We start from the raw sequence: 18,749 nt of genomic DNA, 5'->3' as shown, positions 1-18,749 counted from the left end.
TATAAACTATTTATAAATATCTAAGGAACCCTCATGAGTGACTACAAAGACACCTTAAACCTTCCAAAAACATCTTTCTCAATGAAAGGCAACCTGGCAAATAAAGAACCTATGATTCTTAACAAGTGGGAAAAACAAGGTATTTACAGAAAAATCAGAGAACATTTTGCTGGTCGAGATAAGTTTGTATTACATGATGGTCCTCCATACGCTAATGGAAGTATACACGTTGGACATGCTGTTAATAAGATTCTGAAAGATATAATTGTCAAATCAAAAACACTAAGTGGGTATGATGCCCCTTATATCCCAACATGGGATTGTCACGGCCTGCCTATAGAGCTACAAGTAGAGAAAAAGCACGGTAAAGCTGGACAAAAAATATCTGAAAATGCATTTAGAAAAGAATGTCGTAAATATGCAAAAAAACAAGTAGAAATACAAAAGAAAGATTTCAAGAGATTAGGTGTATTAGGTGAGTGGGATAACCCCTACCTGACTATGGACTTTAATTATGAAGCTAACATGATTAGAACATTGGCAAAGATTATTGAAAATGGTCATTTAAGTAAAGGTTTTAAGCCTGTACATTGGTGCACTGACTGTGGATCAGCACTTGCAGAGGCCGAAGTAGAATACATGGACAAAGTTTCTCCAGCCATTGATGTAAAGTTCAAAATTAAAGACAAAGCGAAGCTTGCTAAAGCCTTTGGTCTTGAGTCACTGAATCATGATGCTTTTGCAGTTATTTGGACAACTACTCCATGGACGTTACCAGCGAACCAAGCCATAGCTGTTCACAACGAACTTAACTATAGTCTAATCAAAGTTGAAGACTCATACATCATACTAGCTGAGAACCTTGTTGAGCAGACTATCAAGAGATATGCAATCGAAAATGCTCAGGTTATAGCTAATACAAGCGGCAACAAGCTAACAGGAATCATAGCAGAACATCCTTTCTATAGTCGTCATATACCAATTTTACACGGAGACCATGTAACAGATGATTCTGGTACAGGTATGGTTCACACAGCTCCAACTCACGGTGTCGAGGATTTTGCATTAGGCGTACAACATGATTTATCTATGGAAATTTTTGTAAAAGGCAACGGTTGTTATAGTGAGAATACTAAGCTCTTTGCCGGTGAATTTGTCTTTAAGGCCAACGACAGAATCATTGAGCTCTTAGGTGAAAAGAAGCGCTTAATGAATTTTGACAAAATTAAACATAGCTATCCTCATTGCTGGCGTCATAAGACTCCTTTGATATTTAGAGCCACACCTCAATGGTTCGTTAGTATGGAAAAAGAAGGTTTGCGCGAAAAGGCTATTGAGGCAATCAAAGAAACTAGCTGGGCTCCTAGCTGGGGACAAGCCCGTATAGAGGGTATGATTAAAGATAGACCAGATTGGTGTATATCTCGTCAAAGAACTTGGGGGGTACCATTACCTCTATTTATTCACAAAGATACTGAAGAATTACACCCTAACACTATCGAAATACTTGACAAAGTAGCTCAAAAGATAGAAGCAGGTGGTATTGAAGCGTGGTTTAATGCAGACGATAGTGAATTCATATCTGAAACAGATACATACAAGCGCGTAAAAGATACTTTGGATGTATGGTTTGACTCTGGCTCATCAAGTATGTGCATTTTAGATATAGATAAAAATTTAAGCTACCCGGCCGATTTATATTTAGAAGGTTCTGATCAACATCGTGGCTGGTTCCAAACATCTCTATTAGTTGCTATGTCTGCTAAAGGTAGCCAACCATATAAAGAAGTTTTCACCCATGGTTTTGTAGTTGATGAACATGGACGCAAAATGTCCAAATCTCTAGGCAATGTAACCTCACCTCAAGATATTTATAATACTTTAGGTGCAGATATACTTCGTCTATGGACAGCATCTACTGATTACAAGAGTGAAATGGCTGTTTCTGATCAAATTCTAAAAAGAACTGCTGACACTTATCGTAGATTACGCAATACTGCTAGATTCTTATTATCAAACCTAGAAGGCTTTAATCCAGAAACAGATATTATTGAGTTTGACAAACTAGTCAAGTTAGATCAATGGGCAATAGCTAAAACAAAAGAATTCCAAGACAAAATAATTGAAGCTTACGATAAATATCAAACTCATACTGTAGCCCAGTTGATTCATCACTTCTGCTCTATTGAAATGGGTAGCTTCTATCTAGATATCATCAAAGATAGACAATACACTGCAAAAGCAGATGGCCATCCACGTAAATCAGCTCAAACTGCCATATATCATATAGTACATGCTCTAGTAAGATGGATGTCTCCTATACTTTCATATACAGCCGATGAAATTTGGGAGGCTACACCAAAGACTACTGACCTACCTATTCAACTTTGTGAGTGGTATACTGATCTAAAATCATTTAATAACCAAGATGAGTTAAATCTAGAATTCTGGGCAAAAATTCAAGAAATACGCTCAGAAGTTAATAGAATACTTGAGATTAAAAGAAATGAAGATGTAATTAAAGCATCATTAGAAGCAGAAATCATCATCTATGCAGATAATGACAATTATAAGCTTTTAGAGAAACTTGGTAATGAGCTTAGATTTTTACTGATATCATCAAAAGCGAGTCTGAGAGCTATTGAGGAAAGAACAAATAACTCTATTGAATCAAATATCACAGGCCTAAATGTTGAAGTTAATAAGATTGAAGAACCGAAATGTGAAAGATGTTGGCACCGTAGTGCCACTGTAGGTCAAAATCAAGAATATCAAGATATCTGTAGTCGCTGTATTGAAAATATTACTACCGAAAACGGAGAATCACGTGAGTTCGCTTAAATATAAGCTTAAATATTTTATTTTAGCAATTGCTATTATAATTGCTGATTTATACACAAAATATTTGGCTAATACACAATTAGAATTTGCACAACCTGTAAAGGTGACTAGCTTCTTTAATTTTACTTTATTATACAACCATGGAGCCGCATTCAGTTTACTAAGCAATGATCAAACATCATGGCAAATGATTATGTTCGCCACTATTTCATTAATCGCTGCAATTGTGCTTATATATCTGATAATCAAACAACCAACTAGTGCAAGACTTAACCTAATCTCATTCTCACTTATATTAGGAGGAGCTCTAGGTAACTTCTATGATAGGGCTTTTCAAGGTTATGTCATCGACTTCTTAGATTTTCATATCGGTAATTATCACTGGCCATCTTTTAATATAGCTGATTCAGCAATAACCTGTGGCGTAATACTTCTGATACTTGCTTCGTTATTTACCAAAAAATCATAGTGTTTTCTTATAGTCAGTATAGAACTGCCTAGCTTTAAACTCATTCCCTCCGTAAGAAATACTATATACAGTTTGGCCCATTTTTGAATCCTGTTCCATAATAACTCCCATATACTTCATATCAGGAAGAGGCTTATTAAGTTCCGCGATAATAGTAGCCGTTTGAGGTAACTTCTCATTAATCATGATTGTATAACCGTTATCTTTAAGATACTCAATCAACTTCTTATACCTATCATTAAAATCCTTTCCATCTAGACGAATAACTTGATCTGGATAGTTCGCAACTAAAAATCTAGCTCCATCGATATCATTTGTATGCTTACTATAACTAACTTCTCTAGCTTTACTATACCTTGTTAACTTATCATAGTGATCAATATTGTCCTGAATATCTTCTTTTATAGTACAAGAAGCCATAGACAAACCCACTAAACTCAGCACAAATATTCTTTTATACATTTCAAACTCAAAACACGAGAATCCCAATAGACTAATTATAACTCTAAAACACCTATTTTATAAGCTTTTGATATACACAAAAACAATATCATCAGCATGCTTTATTTATGTACAAAATATCCATACAATATAAAGAAAAAATTCTAAGATAACCATGTCTAAAGGTTCTACTACTAAAAAATGGATTCAAGAGCATACTTCTGACTACTATGTAGCTCAAGCTAATAAACTTGGCTATCGTAGTCGAGCAAGTTTTAAAATCCTTGAAATACAAGATAAATACAATTTATTTAAACAGAATATGTTTATAGTTGATCTTGGAGCTGCTCCAGGAGGCTGGTCAGAGCAAGTAATAAAATTTATAGGCAACAATGGTAAACTTATTGCTTTAGATTTGCTTGATATGACTCCAATTGCTGGAGTAGAGTTTATTCAAGGTGATTTTTCAAGTGATGAAACTTACGATAAACTAATTCAACTCATCAATAATAGAAAAATTGACTGTGTAATATCTGATATGTCTCCTAATCTTAGTGGTAACAAAACTTCTGATCAAGCTAGATCTATCCACCTCCTTGAGCTGGCCTTAGACTTTGCCAATACTAATCTCAACAAAAACGGCTCATTTGTTGCAAAAGTATTTCAAGGTCAAGGTAGTGATGAGTATATTAAACTAGTGAGAGAATCTTTTAACAAAGTTGTACAGTTCAAACCTAAATCATCAAGACCCAAATCTAGAGAATTCTATATAGTGGCTGACGGATTTAAAGGGTAGATATTTTATTAAGATGGTTCTTCACAGCTGAAATGTCCTCTAAACCAAATAAATAGTCCCTCCTAAAAAAATAAATATCATAAGATATAAGTACCAAAACATATCAATATAATTAAATGAAAAATACTAAACAGTTATTTATTTGCTTTATTGGAATTGTTCTAATAGCCTCTATTTTAAGAGCCCCTATTACATCAGTATCACCACTACTTACAAATATTGTAAATACAATTAATATTTCTCCAGTAACCACCGGACTATTAGTTAGCCTACCATTACTAATTTTTGCAACATTATCTGTATTTATTTTTTCTTTTACAAAAAAACTCTCGTTGGAAACAAGCTTAATAGTATCTATAATATTGATAACTCTTGGTATATTAATACGCTCTCATATTAATATATATTCAATATTTTTAGGTACCATCATTATCGGTATTGGTATCACCATATCTAATGTTCTTATCCCAGTTTTTATAAAGAAAAAATTTCCAAACAATATACCCATTATGATATCCGTGTATGGATTAATGATGGGGCTAGGATCTTGGCTAACCATTAGTTTAATGATACCAATTATGCATCTAGCACAAAGACTCTCTTACTCAGACAATTCTGGCTTAACACTAGCACTATCAAGTGTTGCTATACTTGGTATAATAACTTTAATTATATGGCTACCTCAGCTTAAGAATAAAACCCTATTACCAAAAAATAATAACTCCACAAATCTCCATAGCCACATCTGGAAATCTAAGATCGCATGGCAAATAAGTATATTCTTATCATGTAGCGGTATACTTATGTACACTCTTTCCACATGGATTTCTTCCATTCTAGAAAGCAAAGGATACTCTATTCAGAATGCTGGTTATTTAGCAGGGTTATTTCAAATATCATCAAGCCTTCCTGTATTGATGATAACTCCTCTTATGAGAATATTAAAAAACAAAAATATTCTTACATTAGTATTTGCATTATGTAATTTTTTAGGAACTTTATTGCTTTTACTTAATGTATTTACTTTTATTGCAATTATAATGCTAGGAGTAGGAATTGGTGGTGCATTTATGGTCAGCTTAATATTGATAGGCATCAGAACTAGTAATACACAACTAGCTGCTGTCCTTTCTGGTAAATCTCAATCAATAGCCTATATATTAGCCGCTTTAGGTCCTATTATAACTGGGACATTCCATCAAATAACTTCTAGCTGGAAGTTACCTCTTATTATTTGTCTTTGTGTAACGGTTATTATGGTTATTTTTTCACTTTTTGTTGCAAATCCTGAAAAAATAAGCGTTGATGATATTTAAAAATTACTCTGACAATAGTCTTTAACATACTTTTTAGGAGAACATTTAAAAATCCTCTTAAAGAAAGTAACAAAAGTACTCGTCGATTCATACCCTAAGTACTCAGAAACCCAATTTACTGAATAACCTTCATATAATTTTTGTAGCGCTACAACAATATGCAATTGTTTTTTCCAATCACTAAAATTCATCCCTATATTTTTTTTGATTTTCCTTGCCAAAGTCTTACTACTAACAGAACATTCATAAGCCATATCAGATATATATTTATATTTTGTTGGTTTACCGAGCCATTGAAGAGCTACTTCTTGTAAAATCTTTTCTGAAGGTAAAGAAAAATTATAAAATGTTGGTAACATTTTTGATAATTGGTCAACTAAAACACTAGCTATTTTTTGATTTTCATAACTCAATTGGTCTAAAACTCTTTGTTGTGATAAGTATAGAATCAACTCTTTTATTAGAGGAGATATGTATAGCACACAAGCTTTCTTCGGCATATTAGCAAGCATTGACTTATCTACGAAAGCCATACACACTTCACCACCTTTTGTGATTAAATTACTATGATAAACATAACAAGGAGTCCATAATGCACTGCCTAAAGGTACTGCCCAAATATTAGCCTCGACATTTGACTGAATAAGCCCCTTAGTTGGCAATATTAATTGAGCTTTAGAATGACTATGATATTCAGACTCCTCATCACAGTCTTTAACTTGAGATTTTCCTACAATTAAAGCATTTGGATAGTTTTCCAGATCAAAATCAGTAGTTAAAGTATCTTGCATAAGCATTTAACTGAATTCACAAAAGGGTTTAAGAGATTCTATTATTAAATCTAAATATCATGCTTCCATAACTCTAGCATCCTATTAGCAACAACCTTATTAGCTTTTGCTGTTGGATGACAATAATCCCAACACAAGTATTTTTCAGGATCACCAAGTATATCTATATCATACTGGATATTACCTAAAGAATCTGCACCGCCATAGCTATCAATACATGCATCAGTAACATTCTCAAACCCATATTTTCTTGGAGAATCAATACAATCGTTTAATAAGGTAAAGAAATCAAAAAGCTTAAGATTAACATTGGGAAAAAGCATCTGTAACTCTGCAACACGATTTCTTAATAGTCCATTTTGCAAATTCACATTAGTCTTCAAATATGATTTAAAGAACTTACCAACCCAGTTAGAAAGATACTCTTTGTACCCCGGAGCTCTAGTCACATCAGGAATATTCCACAAGATTATATTTTTAGCTCCCATTTTTATAACTTTACGGACGATTTTACTCAAATCTCTTGCTACTCTGAATTTCGGCATCAAATTTATATATGGTATTTCATTGTATACCATGAACATGAAGTTATTTGCTCCACCATTCACAATAACCAAGTCATCATTAGCAAAACGACCTTCTTCATTCTCAAATCTAGCAACCTGATCAGATACTGAAAAAGAATGAAATTTTAATAGCGAAGAAGGATTGGCTCCATGAGTTAAAGCACCTCCAATAGCATAATTTTTATGCTTAATTTCCTGCGTTTTTTGGTCTTTAGCCAATATTTCGGCCAGTACCTCAGTCGAAACAAGACCATTTGAAAATCTTCCATTATGATATGGTTTACCCGGTATATCTAATGTCTTCATAATATTACCATTATCTAAAAGGCTGTCCCCGAAGACTACAATTCTACCTATTTGTTGCATATCTAATCCTTATACTCAAAAAAATTAGCCATCCAATGGGCTATTATCAAACTATTATCCCTAATCCTCAAACTTTCTAAAGCATGATGAAACTCATTTTTTATATCATCTTGATATTCTTTTATAAGAGCATGATTATGTACTTTTAGCATCTCAGGGTGTGCTTGTATCCCCAAAACATGATTATTAATACAAAACATCTGTACCTTGCAGTAGTCACTTGTGCTTATTAGCTCTGCACCCTCAGGCAACTCGACTATCATATCCTGATGATAAAACAATAAGCTCAAATAATTATGAAATGGACTCATCCACGGTTTTTTTGTAAGAACTTCAACATTACGTACCCCTACAGCAAACCCCATAGGCCCTCTCTCGACTCTACCACCTAAGGCTTGAGCCAAAATTTGATGTCCAAAACATATACCTATAATTTTTTTGTTTTGCTGATAGAGATTCTTTATCTCTGTTTTTAGCTTAACTATCCATGAAAGATTATCAAAAGCTGTAGCTTTACTGCCTGTAATAATAAAGCCATCATATTCATCATAATTATCGGGATATTCTTGGATAGTCACATCATAAATATCAAAATCAACAACCACTGATAACTTAAAAAAAAGATTGGCAAACATATCAGGATAATTACCACCTGCAACTCCACGTCGATGCTCAGGAATGTGATCTGTTTGTAATATTGCTATTTTCATCTTATATTTACATTAGTTTATTAGTGCATCAAATAGTATTTTTTTAAACTCTTCTGTCATTTCAAAAGTATAGCTATGATTCTTAGAACCACCACGAGCACCTTTTATAGTTAAAAGATTACCATCCTTAGAAATGTTTTTGATATTTATCACATCAATTCTTTCACTATCTAGGACCTCAGCTTTACGCTTCCAGTTATCTCTATATCTAGTAATAGCACTACGATACGAGCCTGATATTTTATTTTCTAAAGCTTTCTTTACAAATTCTTGAGCCCCTTGAGGTATTTCTTCTGCGAACTTTTTAAGCTCATATAGAGTCCTTACATCCTCAATAATACCTTTATTTGATAATTCACGGATATTGTCTTCTGCATCAGCTATTTTTAGACGCATCGATATCCAACTATTATCTCGACCTAAAACCTTAGCTATATCAGATTTTTTGACATTCTTATTTTCGATCAGATCTCTTAATGCATCTGCTTCTTCAAATGGTGATACATTCTCTCTTTGATCATTTTCTAAAAGCTGTAATAAAATAATACTTGCATCAGACTCTTCTTGCCTTACAATACACGGTATAGTTGTCAATCCTGCTTTTTGACTTGCTAAATATCTTCTCTCTCCAGCAATGATATGATGTGCTCCATCATCTTTTTTAGCAGTAACAATAATTGGCTGAATAACACCATTTTCTCGGATACTTTCCGCAAGAGAATCAATATTTTTAAATGTCTTTCTTGGCTGATTAGCATCAGGTTTAACAAGATTCAAAGGTAATTCAAAAAGCTGGCCCACTTTACTTGCTTGATCACTAAGCTCTTGTAATTGCATAGCTCTGAGAATATCTTTTTTTTCTTGAGCTACTGCATCATGAACTTTAGAATTAGTTTTACGATTCATTAAAGAAACTTTCTTGGCCATTATTTTTCTTCCCCAAAAAACTCAACTATTTCTCTAGCTAATTTTTTAACTTGAATATGTACTTTACTTTGCCTTGCATACTCACCCACATATACACCCTCAGCTTCAGCTTCTATAAACTTAACACTTTGAGATACATAAGCTTCAAAATAATTCCCATCCTCTTCAAAAAACTCTAGTAAACTCTTTGCCATATTCGATTGCATCTGCACTCTATTTGCAAAAAACTTGTATGGCTTTTCAGCTGTTAAAGCCAAATCCTTAGCCTCTATCAGACCTGATAAGTCCATTCCACTTGGAGAACATGGTATAACCACCAAGTCAGAGAGCAAAGCTGACTTTAGAGCTGCAGTTTGGAAATTAGGTGGAGTATCAATAACAACAAAGTCTAAGTTTTGTTTTAATTCTATAACCTTTTCTCTTACATTCTTCTCGTCAAGGCTATAAACAAAATCACCAGCATCATTGTTTTTTGTCATCCACATGTATGCATCAGGTTTATCTTTATCCATATCAACTATAGCAACTTTATAGCCTTGCTCTTTTAGGCCACACGCAATATTAATTGCCGTTGTTGTTTTTCCCGATCCACCTTTTTGTTGCAACAAAGACACAACTTTTGCACATTTTTGATTCATTTTAAAAAAACCTTAAAATATATAAATTAACTTATTATATAGAGTACTTAGGAAATTATAGTCTATATTTGCCTGCTATAAAACCAACTTTTATACATTAGCTATTGATAAGCTGAGTGTTTTCTTATATTTTATTAATTCATTCGCGAGTATTCGCAAAAATACTCTTTTTATACAAAATTATCTCAAAGGTTTAAAATGGCAAAAAATTTAGTAATTGTTGAGTCTCCTGCCAAAACGAAGACTATAAAAAAATATCTTGGCAACAATTTTGATATCTTGGCTTCATTTGGTCATGTTCGAGAAATACCCTCTAAAGATACATCAATTGATGTAAACGATAATTTTAAAATCAAATTTACAACAAGTGAAAAGAGCAAGAAACATTTAGATGCAATAAAAAAATCTGCAAAAAATGCAGAAAATATATATCTTGCTACCGATCCAGATAGAGAAGGAGAGGCCATATCCTGGCACGTACAAGAAGTACTTAAAAATGCACGCTTACTGAAGGATAAAAATGTTTATCGTGTTACATTTAATGAGATCACAAAATCAGCTGTAACGAATGCTATAGAAAATCCAAAAGAACTATCTATGGACTTAGTTAATGCTCAAAAAGCTCGTCAGGCATTAGACTTTCTTGTAGGATTTAACCTTTCACCTCTACTATGGCGTAAAATAACTAGTGGTTTATCTGCTGGAAGAGTTCAAAGCCCTGCTCTTAGAATGATAGTTGAACGTGAAATTGAGCGTGAGAATTTCGTTAAAAAAGATTACTGGAGCTTGACTGCTGATATATTCAAGCAAAAACAAATTTTTGCAAATCTGACTGAGTTTGACGGCACTAAAGTTGAACAGTTCACTTTCACCGCAGAAAAAGATGCTGAAAATGCAAAAGCAACCATCACAAAAGATGCTAATGGTTTTTTGATAGTAGAAGGTATTACTGAGAAAAAAACTAGAAGAAACCCATACCCTCCATTTATAACATCAACATTACAACAGGAAGCTTCAAAGAAGCTAGGCTTCACTGCTAAGAGAACAATGTCTACGGCTCAAAAGCTTTATGAAGGTATGGACTTAGGCAATGGCGAATCTGTTGGTCTTATCTCATATATGAGAACAGACTCAACCAACTTATCTAATGACGCCCTTAATGATATCAGAAGCTTCATTGAGTCTAAGTTTGATAAGGATATGTTGCCATCTAAACCAAGAGTGTTTGGTAAAAAATCACAAAACGCTCAAGAGGCTCACGAAGCAATTCGTGTAACTTCTGCTAGTAAAACTCCTGAGTCTATGAAACCTTATTTAACTACTGATGAATTTAAGTTATATAGCCTAATATATAACAGAACAATTGCTTGTCAGATGAAGCACGCAACATTGAATAGCACATCTGTTGATTTAATCACAGAAAATGAAAAACACAAGTTTAGAGTAACTGGTACCGTAATTGTCGATGCAGGATTCTTAAAAATCTACAATGTCGAAAAAGATGAAGATGAAAAAGAGTCTAATGATGAACAAACTTTACCAAAATTTGAAAAAGGTGAAAAAGTTCCTCTTAAAGATATTATAACAAAAGCTCATTCAACTGAACCTCCACCTCGATACACTGAAGCATCTCTAGTCAAAGCCTTAGAGAAGTACGGCATTGGTAGACCTTCGACTTATGCGACTATAATCTCAACACTCCAACAAAGAGACTATGCTGAAGTTGAAAAACGTCGATTCATACCTACCGATAAAGGTCGTGTCGTAAATAAATTTTTGACAGAATATTTCAAAAAATATGTTGAATACTCTTATACTGCTGGCTTAGAAAAAGAATTAGATGAAATTGCGCATCATAAAAATGATTACCTTACCGTATTAAACAGCTTCTGGAAGCCTTTCATTGAGAGAATTAACAAAATTGCTGAAGATGTATCTCGTAAAGATGTAGTCCAAGAAGAGCTTGATGAAGACTGTCCTGAATGTGGTAGCAAACTATCATCTCGCTTAGGCAAAAATGGTAGATTTATAGGCTGCACAAACTACCCAACCTGTAAATATACTCGTCGTGTCGACAGTGACGGCAAAGAAATAGAAAAAGAAGAACCTACTGTTGTCGAAGATAGAAAGTGCCCAGAGTGCGGATCAAATTTACATATCAAGCAAGGACGTTATGGTAAATTTATTGGTTGCTCAAACTATCCAACTTGTAAGCACATGGAGCCACTTGAGAAGCCAAAAGATACAGGCGTAGTGTGTCCAAAATGCAATAAAAATAATATTGTTGAGAAAAAATCTCGTAAAGGCAAAGTCTTTTATGCTTGTTCTGGTTTCCCTAAATGTAAAAATGCTTACTGGTATCCTCCAATAAAAGAAGAATGTCCAAAATGCAAATCACCAATACTTCTACATAAAACAACTAAAAAAGACGGTGAACAAAAAGCATGTCCTAATCCAGAATGTGATTATGCTGTACCATGGGAAGAAAACAAATAATAACATTTTGCTATCTAAAAAATTTCTATTTAAATATTAGTAACCAACACATCCCACATACTAAGCTTCTCTAGTATCTTTAAAGTTTATAAGCTAAAATTTGCATCTGCAATTTTAGAATGACTAGCTCATATCCACATAGGAGGGAAAATAAGAGGTAATACTGTTATACAAAATATACTAGCAACAACAGGTAAACCAACCAACAAATAATGCTTATATGAAATCATACCATCTATTTTTTGAACCTGCTTACTAAATATTGATAAGCAAAAGCCAAATACAAACACACAACCAAAGAGCCCTAATGATGTCTTAAACATAGCATTCAACATACCATCTATCATTCCAGCTGTTAGCATCATCACAAACATACAGTGATAAGGATTGATACAAATATCTATACGTTTTTTAAGTAAATTCTTAACCGCTGTAATAATAACTATAATCGCAGCAATAAAGGCTGGGATCCCCCACTGTGACCATATTTCTAATAGTAAATTATGTGGATACCCATCAGGTCTTTTTGTAATTGCTAAATAATTCCATTGCCCAACCCCAGTAAAAGGATGCTCAACCCCAACCCAAAAAGCTTCATTCCAAAGAGGGATCCTACCACTAAACCCACCTCGAATAAGATCAGCAGAAGATTTAATATTAGTATTATCAACCGCAGATATGAAATGAGTGTAGAATAAATCTAGTAAACATCCACAAACTAGAGTTAAGCCAAGTATCAAGACAACTATCTTAAAATACTTGCGAGCAAAAATAAAAAGCAAAGGTATTATTACAATATACTCAGCGAATATTGTTCTAAAAGCATGATTTATCAATACGAACCAAACTATAGTTAATGCTATAAAAGAACCTATCTTGTAAATAGGTCTTAGATCAATAAACCATGGTAACAATAACAAAGGCAGAAACCAACTAAAGTAATTATCCAAAAATCTTGGATTTAAGCAGTTATATATGAACAATAAAACTTTTTGGATGTTACCAGCAACTACAGCTCCATACACCGAATAATTAGCCAATGATAACTGTAGAAACAACGCTCCTCCAAAAAAAATCAAAGATAGCAATATAATCACATAAAAATACTGTACAGACTTAAAATTATCTCTCACATACCCAGCTATAAATAGCACACAAAAAAATTGCAAAAATGTTACACTAACTCCTTTAAATGCAATCGATGGAGAAATTGCAAAAGCTGAGGATATAACACCAAGTACAAAAAACATACAAATCGCATATCTTACTATACCACTAAAGCTCATAAATGTTTGTATAAGCTTATAGAAGGTCTGCTTATTTAGCAAAATAGCTATACTAGCTGTACAAAGCGTATAGAAAAAAATATAGTATCTATTAAAAAACAAATGAAGATTAGCTGTAAAAGTATCATTAAAATAGCCGGTAATCTTACCTCCAGATGATACGGGCACTAAATTCAAAGGTATATATTTCATAAATGGCATTAAAAACACACAAAATATTGAAATAGTAAGAAAATAAAATATACAATCATCAAAGTTTATTTTTCTTATAAAGTTTTTCACAGTTACTTCTCGAGTTAGAAATTTGAGTTAATTAAAATATAATAATTTAGATTTTTTAGAAATATTATTTAATTTCAAGTGAAGACTTAGCTAATTCTGAGTTATCTGATTTATTGACAACAGTTGCAGTCCAAACTCCATCACAAACTTTATCATCACTAAGAACACTCTGATTATCAACAGTATAGTCTTGAGCATCTTTAAATTTAGTAATAGGGAAAGAAGTGCTATAACAGTTTGTATCTTTAGGAGCTCTCCATGTCAAGTAGATGGTACCCTGAGGAGCACCATTCCAATTAGTTATAATCTTAGCTTCTATTTCATGAGATTCAGGCTTATAAATCATATTTAGAGAAGCTGTTGGTTTATCTTCGGAGCTATCTTGACGATCTTCTTGATCAGGATTATCAAGATTATCATCTGGATTAACTTGTATTGAATCATCTGAGCTATATAGCTTATCAATAAAGTTATTATATGTACTACAACTTGCTAACCCTGTAGCTATTAATATTAATAGTAAAAATTTTTTCATTATATTGTTACCTATCACTTTTAGTTTACTTTGTTCTCAATCACTGATTGACCTTTAAGTTGCTGTATCTCTTGAGTTGTTTTCTCAAGATTATCTTGCGTCTGCTTTGCTTGCTCTTCAAGCTTCAAAGACTTTTCTTTATATACACTCGCTTTTTTAGTATATCGTTTAAATCTCTTCTTAAGAACCGTCGAATCTTGTGCAGATTTTAAGAGCTTGTCTTTTATCTCTTGTTTTTTAGCTGCTACTTGTTCATTATGTTCTTCACTAAGTTTAGAGTATTCAGTTTGAAGCTGATTGAGCTCCTGCACTTTTTGGTCTAATAGACCTTTATATTTTTGCGATAGTTTTTCATATTTTTCAGCTCTTTGCTCAGCTTCCTGAGCTTCTTTTTGAAGCACTTGCGTTTGTTGCTCTAGCTGTTGCTGATTATCTTGCAAATTTGCCATCTTTTCACTATCGGTAGCACAACTTGTTAACATTAAAGCTGATACAGAAATCACACACATCAGCAGAACAGATATAGTTTTCTTCATAAGTTAAATCTATCTCTACAGTATCATAAGCATATATTTTATCAGCTAGAAGCTTTAAGTAAAGAAGATTAACAACTCAAGATAATAAAATAATTCATTATTTTGAATGAGATTTAAGTTCCGCTATTTGTTGAGATATTTTAGATGCTTGATTAGCCTGAGTTTGTGAAGTAGCTTTTAGATTATTTATCTGAGATTGATACCCATTTGCAAGAGTTCGATACTCATTTATTTTTTCATCAATTTTAGCTTTTTGAAGAGTCTTCTGAACCAGCTCTTTGTTAACTGCTATTGCACTATCATTATTTGGATCACTAAAGTTACTATACGCTTTCTTCAGATCATCAATATCACTACCTAACTTATCTGATTTTTTTTGCAGATCATCAGCTTGCAATCTATATTTAGCTATTTTAGTCTGTAGACTATCAATATTAGCAAGATTCTGAGATGCTTGTTCACTTAATTGTTTTTGAGTTTGCTGAAGCTGCTGAATTTGATCTGCAGTACTAGATCCACAAGAACCAAAACTTAATATAGCCGACAGAGCTACTGATACTATTAAAATCTTTTTCATAAAACTACTATCTTAATTATTTATAAATAATTAGTATAGCAAAAACTGCTATTTAATAATAATCTGATTTTATAATTAAAGAATAAGCATCTCAGAAAAAAGTATAATGTGTTTTTTACAATAACTATACAGTGATTGAATCAGTAGCAATTACTTGCTTATCAAACAGAACATTTGCTGTCCATTTACCGCTACAATATTTATTACCCTGTTTAATTTCTACAGTTGCCCATGTTTTATCATTTTTCTCAGCATACTTAGTGATAGGGAAACTAGTATCATAACACTTAGATCCCTCAGGAGCTTGCCATTGCAATCTTACACTTCCTTGAGGGTTGTTATTGTAAGTAGTGTAGATAGTAGCTTTGATATCATCTTGGTTAGTTTTCTTTAACTTTATCTTAGCTGTAGGCGCTGTACTAGTAGCAGAATCTTGAACAGCTGTAGCATCTGAAGCTTGTGGTGCTTGATCCTGAGCAGCAGAATTTTCACCTGCAACAGTCGAACAACTAGCAAGACCGGCGATTGATAAAGACAATAGACTAAGTTTAATTATTTTTTTCATACAAATTACTCCTTTTACAAGTTATACACTCAAAATCGATTATAACATTAGTTTGCACCAAATAAACAGCTGTTTATCAAATGATTATACAGCTAACACTACGATTCTCATTAACAAGCAAATTGTATGTTTTACAAGCAGTATCACTCGCCATAAAATCAACACTTCTACCCGCTTTTGCTAACTCATTAATTATTTCTATTGGAGGCAATAACTGTTTTTTGCCTGTTCCAATAATGATAATTTCTGGGCCAGTTGATAGCACAAGATCAAGATGACTCTTGTTAATACTATTTATGTCACTAATTTCATCTTGATATTCTAGTATCTCTGTAGAGGATAAAATCAAAGGATGATCATATTCACCAATATTAAGAATAATTCGCCCATTTATATATTCTTTAAAAAAAACTGGAGCTTGAATTTTTTCTTCTTGTAAAGTCATCATAGCAAAAAAACCTTGATTATAATAATATAGCTAACATATATAAATTATAACTTATCAATATTATATCTAAACATTATTTTGAGGCTACCATGAATTCAATACTAGAAGAATCTAATTTACCGAAACTTGCTGAATTTAAAACTGATGAAGTCAAGCCAGCAATAGACTATCTTTTTGAACATGCTGAAATCAATCTACAAAAGGCACTGCAAGAACAAAATCCTAGCTGGCAAACTCTCCTACAACTAGAAGTAGATGATGAGAAAATAAGCCAAGCATTTTCTACAATTGCTCACATGAATGCTGTTTGTAATTCTAAAGAGTTACGCGAGAGCTACGAGTACGCTGTAACAAAGCTTACCGATTACTATACCAAACTTGGACAAAATAAAGATTTATACAATTTATATAAACAAATTCAAAATCACGAGCTTAATGCTGAACAAGCACAAGCTATAAAAAAAGCTATTGTCGGATTTGAGCAATCAGGCGTAAATCTTGACGAATCAAAAAGAAAAAGATTGCAAGAGATCTCGCAAGGGTTAGCTCAACTAACTACAAAATTTGAGAATAATGTATTAGATGCTACTATGGACTGGCTCTACACCACAAATGATGAGAAAGAGCTAAAAGGGCTATCCCAAAATACTATTGAATCAGCAATAAATAAAGCAAAACAAAAAAATATTTCTGAAAAATATGCATTAGGAATAGATATTCCGACATACCTAGCAGTATTGCAACAAGCTGACAATCGCAAATTACGTGAGAAACTCTATAAAGCATACTGTACTAGAGCATCAAAAGAGGCAGATAACAAAAACTTCAATAATGATGACAATATTGAAAAAATCCTAAAGCTACGTGCTGAAAAATCGCAAATATTGGGTTTTGATAATTATGCAGAGAATTCTCTATTTACCAAAATGGCAGAAACACCAACCCAAGTACTTGAACTACTTAATAGCCTTCTTGAAAAATCATTGCCTCAAGCAAAAAAAGAAATTAATGAATTGCGCAGATTTGCTGAAGATGCTGGGCTTGTAGATGGCCTTCAACCATGGGATACAGCATATTATTCTGAAAAACTCAAAAAAGCTAAATTTGACTTTACAGAAGAAGAACTTAGAGAATATTTCCCATTAGAGAGAGTTTTAGAAGGACTATTCAAGATACTTAATAAAATCTATAACTTAGAAATAAAAGAAAATTCAAGCTATACAAAATATATAGATGAACAACAGACTTTTGATTTTTTCAAGGATGGAGAATATATTGGCAGTATAATTTGTGATTTTTTTGCTCGTGATAATAAACGTGGTGGCGCATGGATGGATGGCTCACGCACAGCGTTTATCCAGCCGAATGGCTTAGCTCAAAAACCTGTAGCTTATGTTAATTGCAACTTCTTACCACCATCAAAAGATGGTGCAAACCTAACGCATAATGATGTTGTAACATTATTTCACGAGTTTGGTCATGCTCTTCATCATATCTTATCACGTGTAACTGTTGCTTCAATTTCTGGAACCAATGGAGTTGAATGGGACGCTGTGGAATTACCTAGCCAATTCATGGAGAATTTCTGCTGGTGCGAAGAAGGACTAGCACTTATATCTGGATCACGCGATAATAAAGCTCTCAGTGACAAACAAATTGATAAACTTGTAGGCACGAGACATTTTCAGTCTGCATTAATGATGGTTAGACAGCTTGAGTTTGCTATATTTGATATGAATATCCACTACAAAAAATTAATTACGGTAGCTAAAGTTCAAGATGAATTAGATAGCATTAGAGAAAAAGTCAGCTTACTTAAAACTCCTAGCTACAATAGATTCCAAAATGGATTTTCGCATATTTTTGCTGGAGGCTATGCTGCTGGATACTATAGCTACAAATGGGCTGAAATACTTTCTTCAGATGTGTTTTCACGTTTTGAAAATGAAGGAATCCTTAGTAATGAAGTTGGTAATGACTTGTTAGAAAACATAATTTCAAAGGGCTCTTCACGTGATGCTATGGATAACTTTGTAGCATTTATGGGGCGTAAACCAAATGAAGAAGCCTTGCTTCGACATAGTGGAATTAATTAAAGTAACAAAGCTAAATGTGGCTATAGATCTTTAATCTACCAGCAACATTTATTCCTACAATATATAC

Annotated in this window: 18 protein-coding genes; 6 read left to right on the top strand and 12 right to left on the bottom strand. The window is 33.1% G+C overall.

The window, feature by feature from the left end:
- The first annotated feature begins 33 nt into the window (after positions 1-33).
- Positions 34-2,841 (top strand): isoleucine--tRNA ligase, encoded by a 2,808-nt coding sequence (gene ileS / locus F7308_RS02240; protein ID WP_013922233.1) that lies wholly within the window; start codon positions 34-36, stop codon positions 2,839-2,841.
- Positions 2,828-3,310, top strand: coding sequence for a signal peptidase II (lspA, locus tag F7308_RS02235; protein WP_013922232.1), 483 nt, complete (start codon positions 2,828-2,830; stop codon positions 3,308-3,310). Before ileS ends, lspA begins: the two co-directional genes overlap by 14 nt.
- Here lspA and F7308_RS02230 read toward each other — a convergent pair.
- Positions 3,305-3,772 carry a hypothetical protein gene (locus tag F7308_RS02230; RefSeq protein WP_041263596.1) on the bottom strand — a complete coding sequence of 156 codons (468 nt, stop codon included), beginning with the start codon at positions 3,770-3,772 and terminating at the stop codon, positions 3,305-3,307. The genes lspA and F7308_RS02230 overlap by 6 nt on opposite strands.
- A 154-nt stretch (positions 3,773-3,926) precedes the next feature.
- On the opposite strand from F7308_RS02230, the gene F7308_RS02225 reads away from it, so the two are divergent.
- Together F7308_RS02225 and F7308_RS02220 are read left to right on the top strand one after the other, a co-directional pair.
- Positions 3,927-4,547: an RlmE family RNA methyltransferase gene (locus F7308_RS02225; RefSeq protein WP_013922230.1), complete on the top strand. Its 621-nt coding sequence runs from the start codon at positions 3,927-3,929 to the stop codon at positions 4,545-4,547.
- A gap of 116 nt (positions 4,548-4,663) precedes the next feature.
- A complete protein-coding gene (locus F7308_RS02220; RefSeq protein ID WP_013922228.1) occupies positions 4,664-5,863 on the top strand; it encodes an MFS transporter in 1,200 nt (399 codons plus the stop codon).
- Here the strand turns inward: F7308_RS02220 and F7308_RS02215 are convergent.
- From F7308_RS02215 to F7308_RS02195, 5 genes are read right to left on the bottom strand one after another with little or no spacing between them, the layout of a single operon-like run.
- The gene (locus F7308_RS02215) at positions 5,860-6,654 is read right to left on the bottom strand and encodes an AraC family transcriptional regulator (protein WP_013922227.1); all 795 of its coding nucleotides are present in this window, start codon (positions 6,652-6,654) and stop codon (positions 5,860-5,862) included. The two genes, F7308_RS02220 and F7308_RS02215, sit on opposite strands and share 4 nt — an antisense overlap.
- A 50-nt stretch (positions 6,655-6,704) precedes the next feature.
- The gene (locus tag F7308_RS02210; RefSeq protein WP_013922226.1) at positions 6,705-7,586 is read right to left on the bottom strand and encodes an SGNH/GDSL hydrolase family protein; all 882 of its coding nucleotides are present in this window, start codon (positions 7,584-7,586) and stop codon (positions 6,705-6,707) included.
- A gap of 2 nt (positions 7,587-7,588) precedes the next feature.
- On the bottom strand, positions 7,589-8,296 hold the full coding sequence (locus F7308_RS02205; RefSeq protein ID WP_013922225.1) for a glutamine amidotransferase-related protein: 708 nt from the start codon (positions 8,294-8,296) through the stop codon (positions 7,589-7,591).
- A 12-nt stretch (positions 8,297-8,308) separates the two neighbouring features.
- Complete coding sequence (locus F7308_RS02200; protein WP_013922224.1) at positions 8,309-9,223, bottom strand: ParB/RepB/Spo0J family partition protein; 915 nt, start codon at positions 9,221-9,223, stop codon at positions 8,309-8,311.
- The gene (locus F7308_RS02195) at positions 9,223-9,861 is read right to left on the bottom strand and encodes a ParA family protein (RefSeq protein ID WP_013922223.1); all 639 of its coding nucleotides are present in this window, start codon (positions 9,859-9,861) and stop codon (positions 9,223-9,225) included. The genes F7308_RS02200 and F7308_RS02195 overlap by 1 nt, the downstream gene beginning before the upstream one ends.
- A gap of 198 nt (positions 9,862-10,059) precedes the next feature.
- Here F7308_RS02195 and topA point away from each other — a divergent pair, with 198 nt between their 5' ends.
- A complete protein-coding gene (gene topA / locus F7308_RS02190; RefSeq protein ID WP_013922222.1) occupies positions 10,060-12,357 on the top strand; it encodes a type I DNA topoisomerase in 2,298 nt (765 codons plus the stop codon).
- Between the two features lie 128 nt (positions 12,358-12,485).
- On the opposite strand, the gene F7308_RS02185 is transcribed toward topA, so the two are convergent.
- From F7308_RS02185 to F7308_RS02160, 6 genes are all read right to left on the bottom strand, one after another.
- Positions 12,486-13,844: an O-antigen ligase family protein gene (locus F7308_RS02185; protein ID WP_013922221.1), complete on the bottom strand. Its 1,359-nt coding sequence runs from the start codon at positions 13,842-13,844 to the stop codon at positions 12,486-12,488.
- Between the two features lie 145 nt (positions 13,845-13,989).
- Entirely contained in the window at positions 13,990-14,460 is a 471-nt protein-coding gene (lpnB, locus tag F7308_RS02180; RefSeq protein WP_013922220.1) for a TUL4 family outer member lipoprotein LpnB, read from the bottom strand.
- A 20-nt stretch (positions 14,461-14,480) separates the two neighbouring features.
- Positions 14,481-14,996 (bottom strand): hypothetical protein, encoded by a 516-nt coding sequence (locus F7308_RS02175; protein ID WP_013922219.1) that lies wholly within the window; start codon positions 14,994-14,996, stop codon positions 14,481-14,483.
- Between the two features lie 97 nt (positions 14,997-15,093).
- Entirely contained in the window at positions 15,094-15,573 is a 480-nt protein-coding gene (locus F7308_RS02170) for a hypothetical protein (RefSeq protein WP_013922218.1), read from the bottom strand.
- Between the two features lie 124 nt (positions 15,574-15,697).
- Positions 15,698-16,138, bottom strand: coding sequence for an outer member lipoprotein TUL4/LpnA (gene lpnA / locus F7308_RS02165; RefSeq protein ID WP_013922217.1), 441 nt, complete (start codon positions 16,136-16,138; stop codon positions 15,698-15,700).
- Positions 16,139-16,214: 76 nt separating this feature from the next.
- Positions 16,215-16,586 carry an Mth938-like domain-containing protein gene (locus F7308_RS02160; RefSeq protein WP_013922216.1) on the bottom strand — a complete coding sequence of 124 codons (372 nt, stop codon included), beginning with the start codon at positions 16,584-16,586 and terminating at the stop codon, positions 16,215-16,217.
- Between the two features lie 89 nt (positions 16,587-16,675).
- Between F7308_RS02160 and F7308_RS02155 the strand changes: the two genes are divergently transcribed.
- Positions 16,676-18,682 (top strand): M3 family metallopeptidase, encoded by a 2,007-nt coding sequence (locus F7308_RS02155; protein ID WP_013922215.1) that lies wholly within the window; start codon positions 16,676-16,678, stop codon positions 18,680-18,682.
- Positions 18,683-18,749 lie beyond the last annotated feature (67 nt).

It is taken from the genome of Francisella salina (assembly GCF_000219045.1).
Taxonomy (GTDB): domain Bacteria; phylum Pseudomonadota; class Gammaproteobacteria; order Francisellales; family Francisellaceae; genus Francisella; species Francisella salimarina.
The sequence above is the reverse complement of the archived record's forward strand: the minus strand, read 5'-3'. Positions and strand labels throughout refer to the sequence as shown.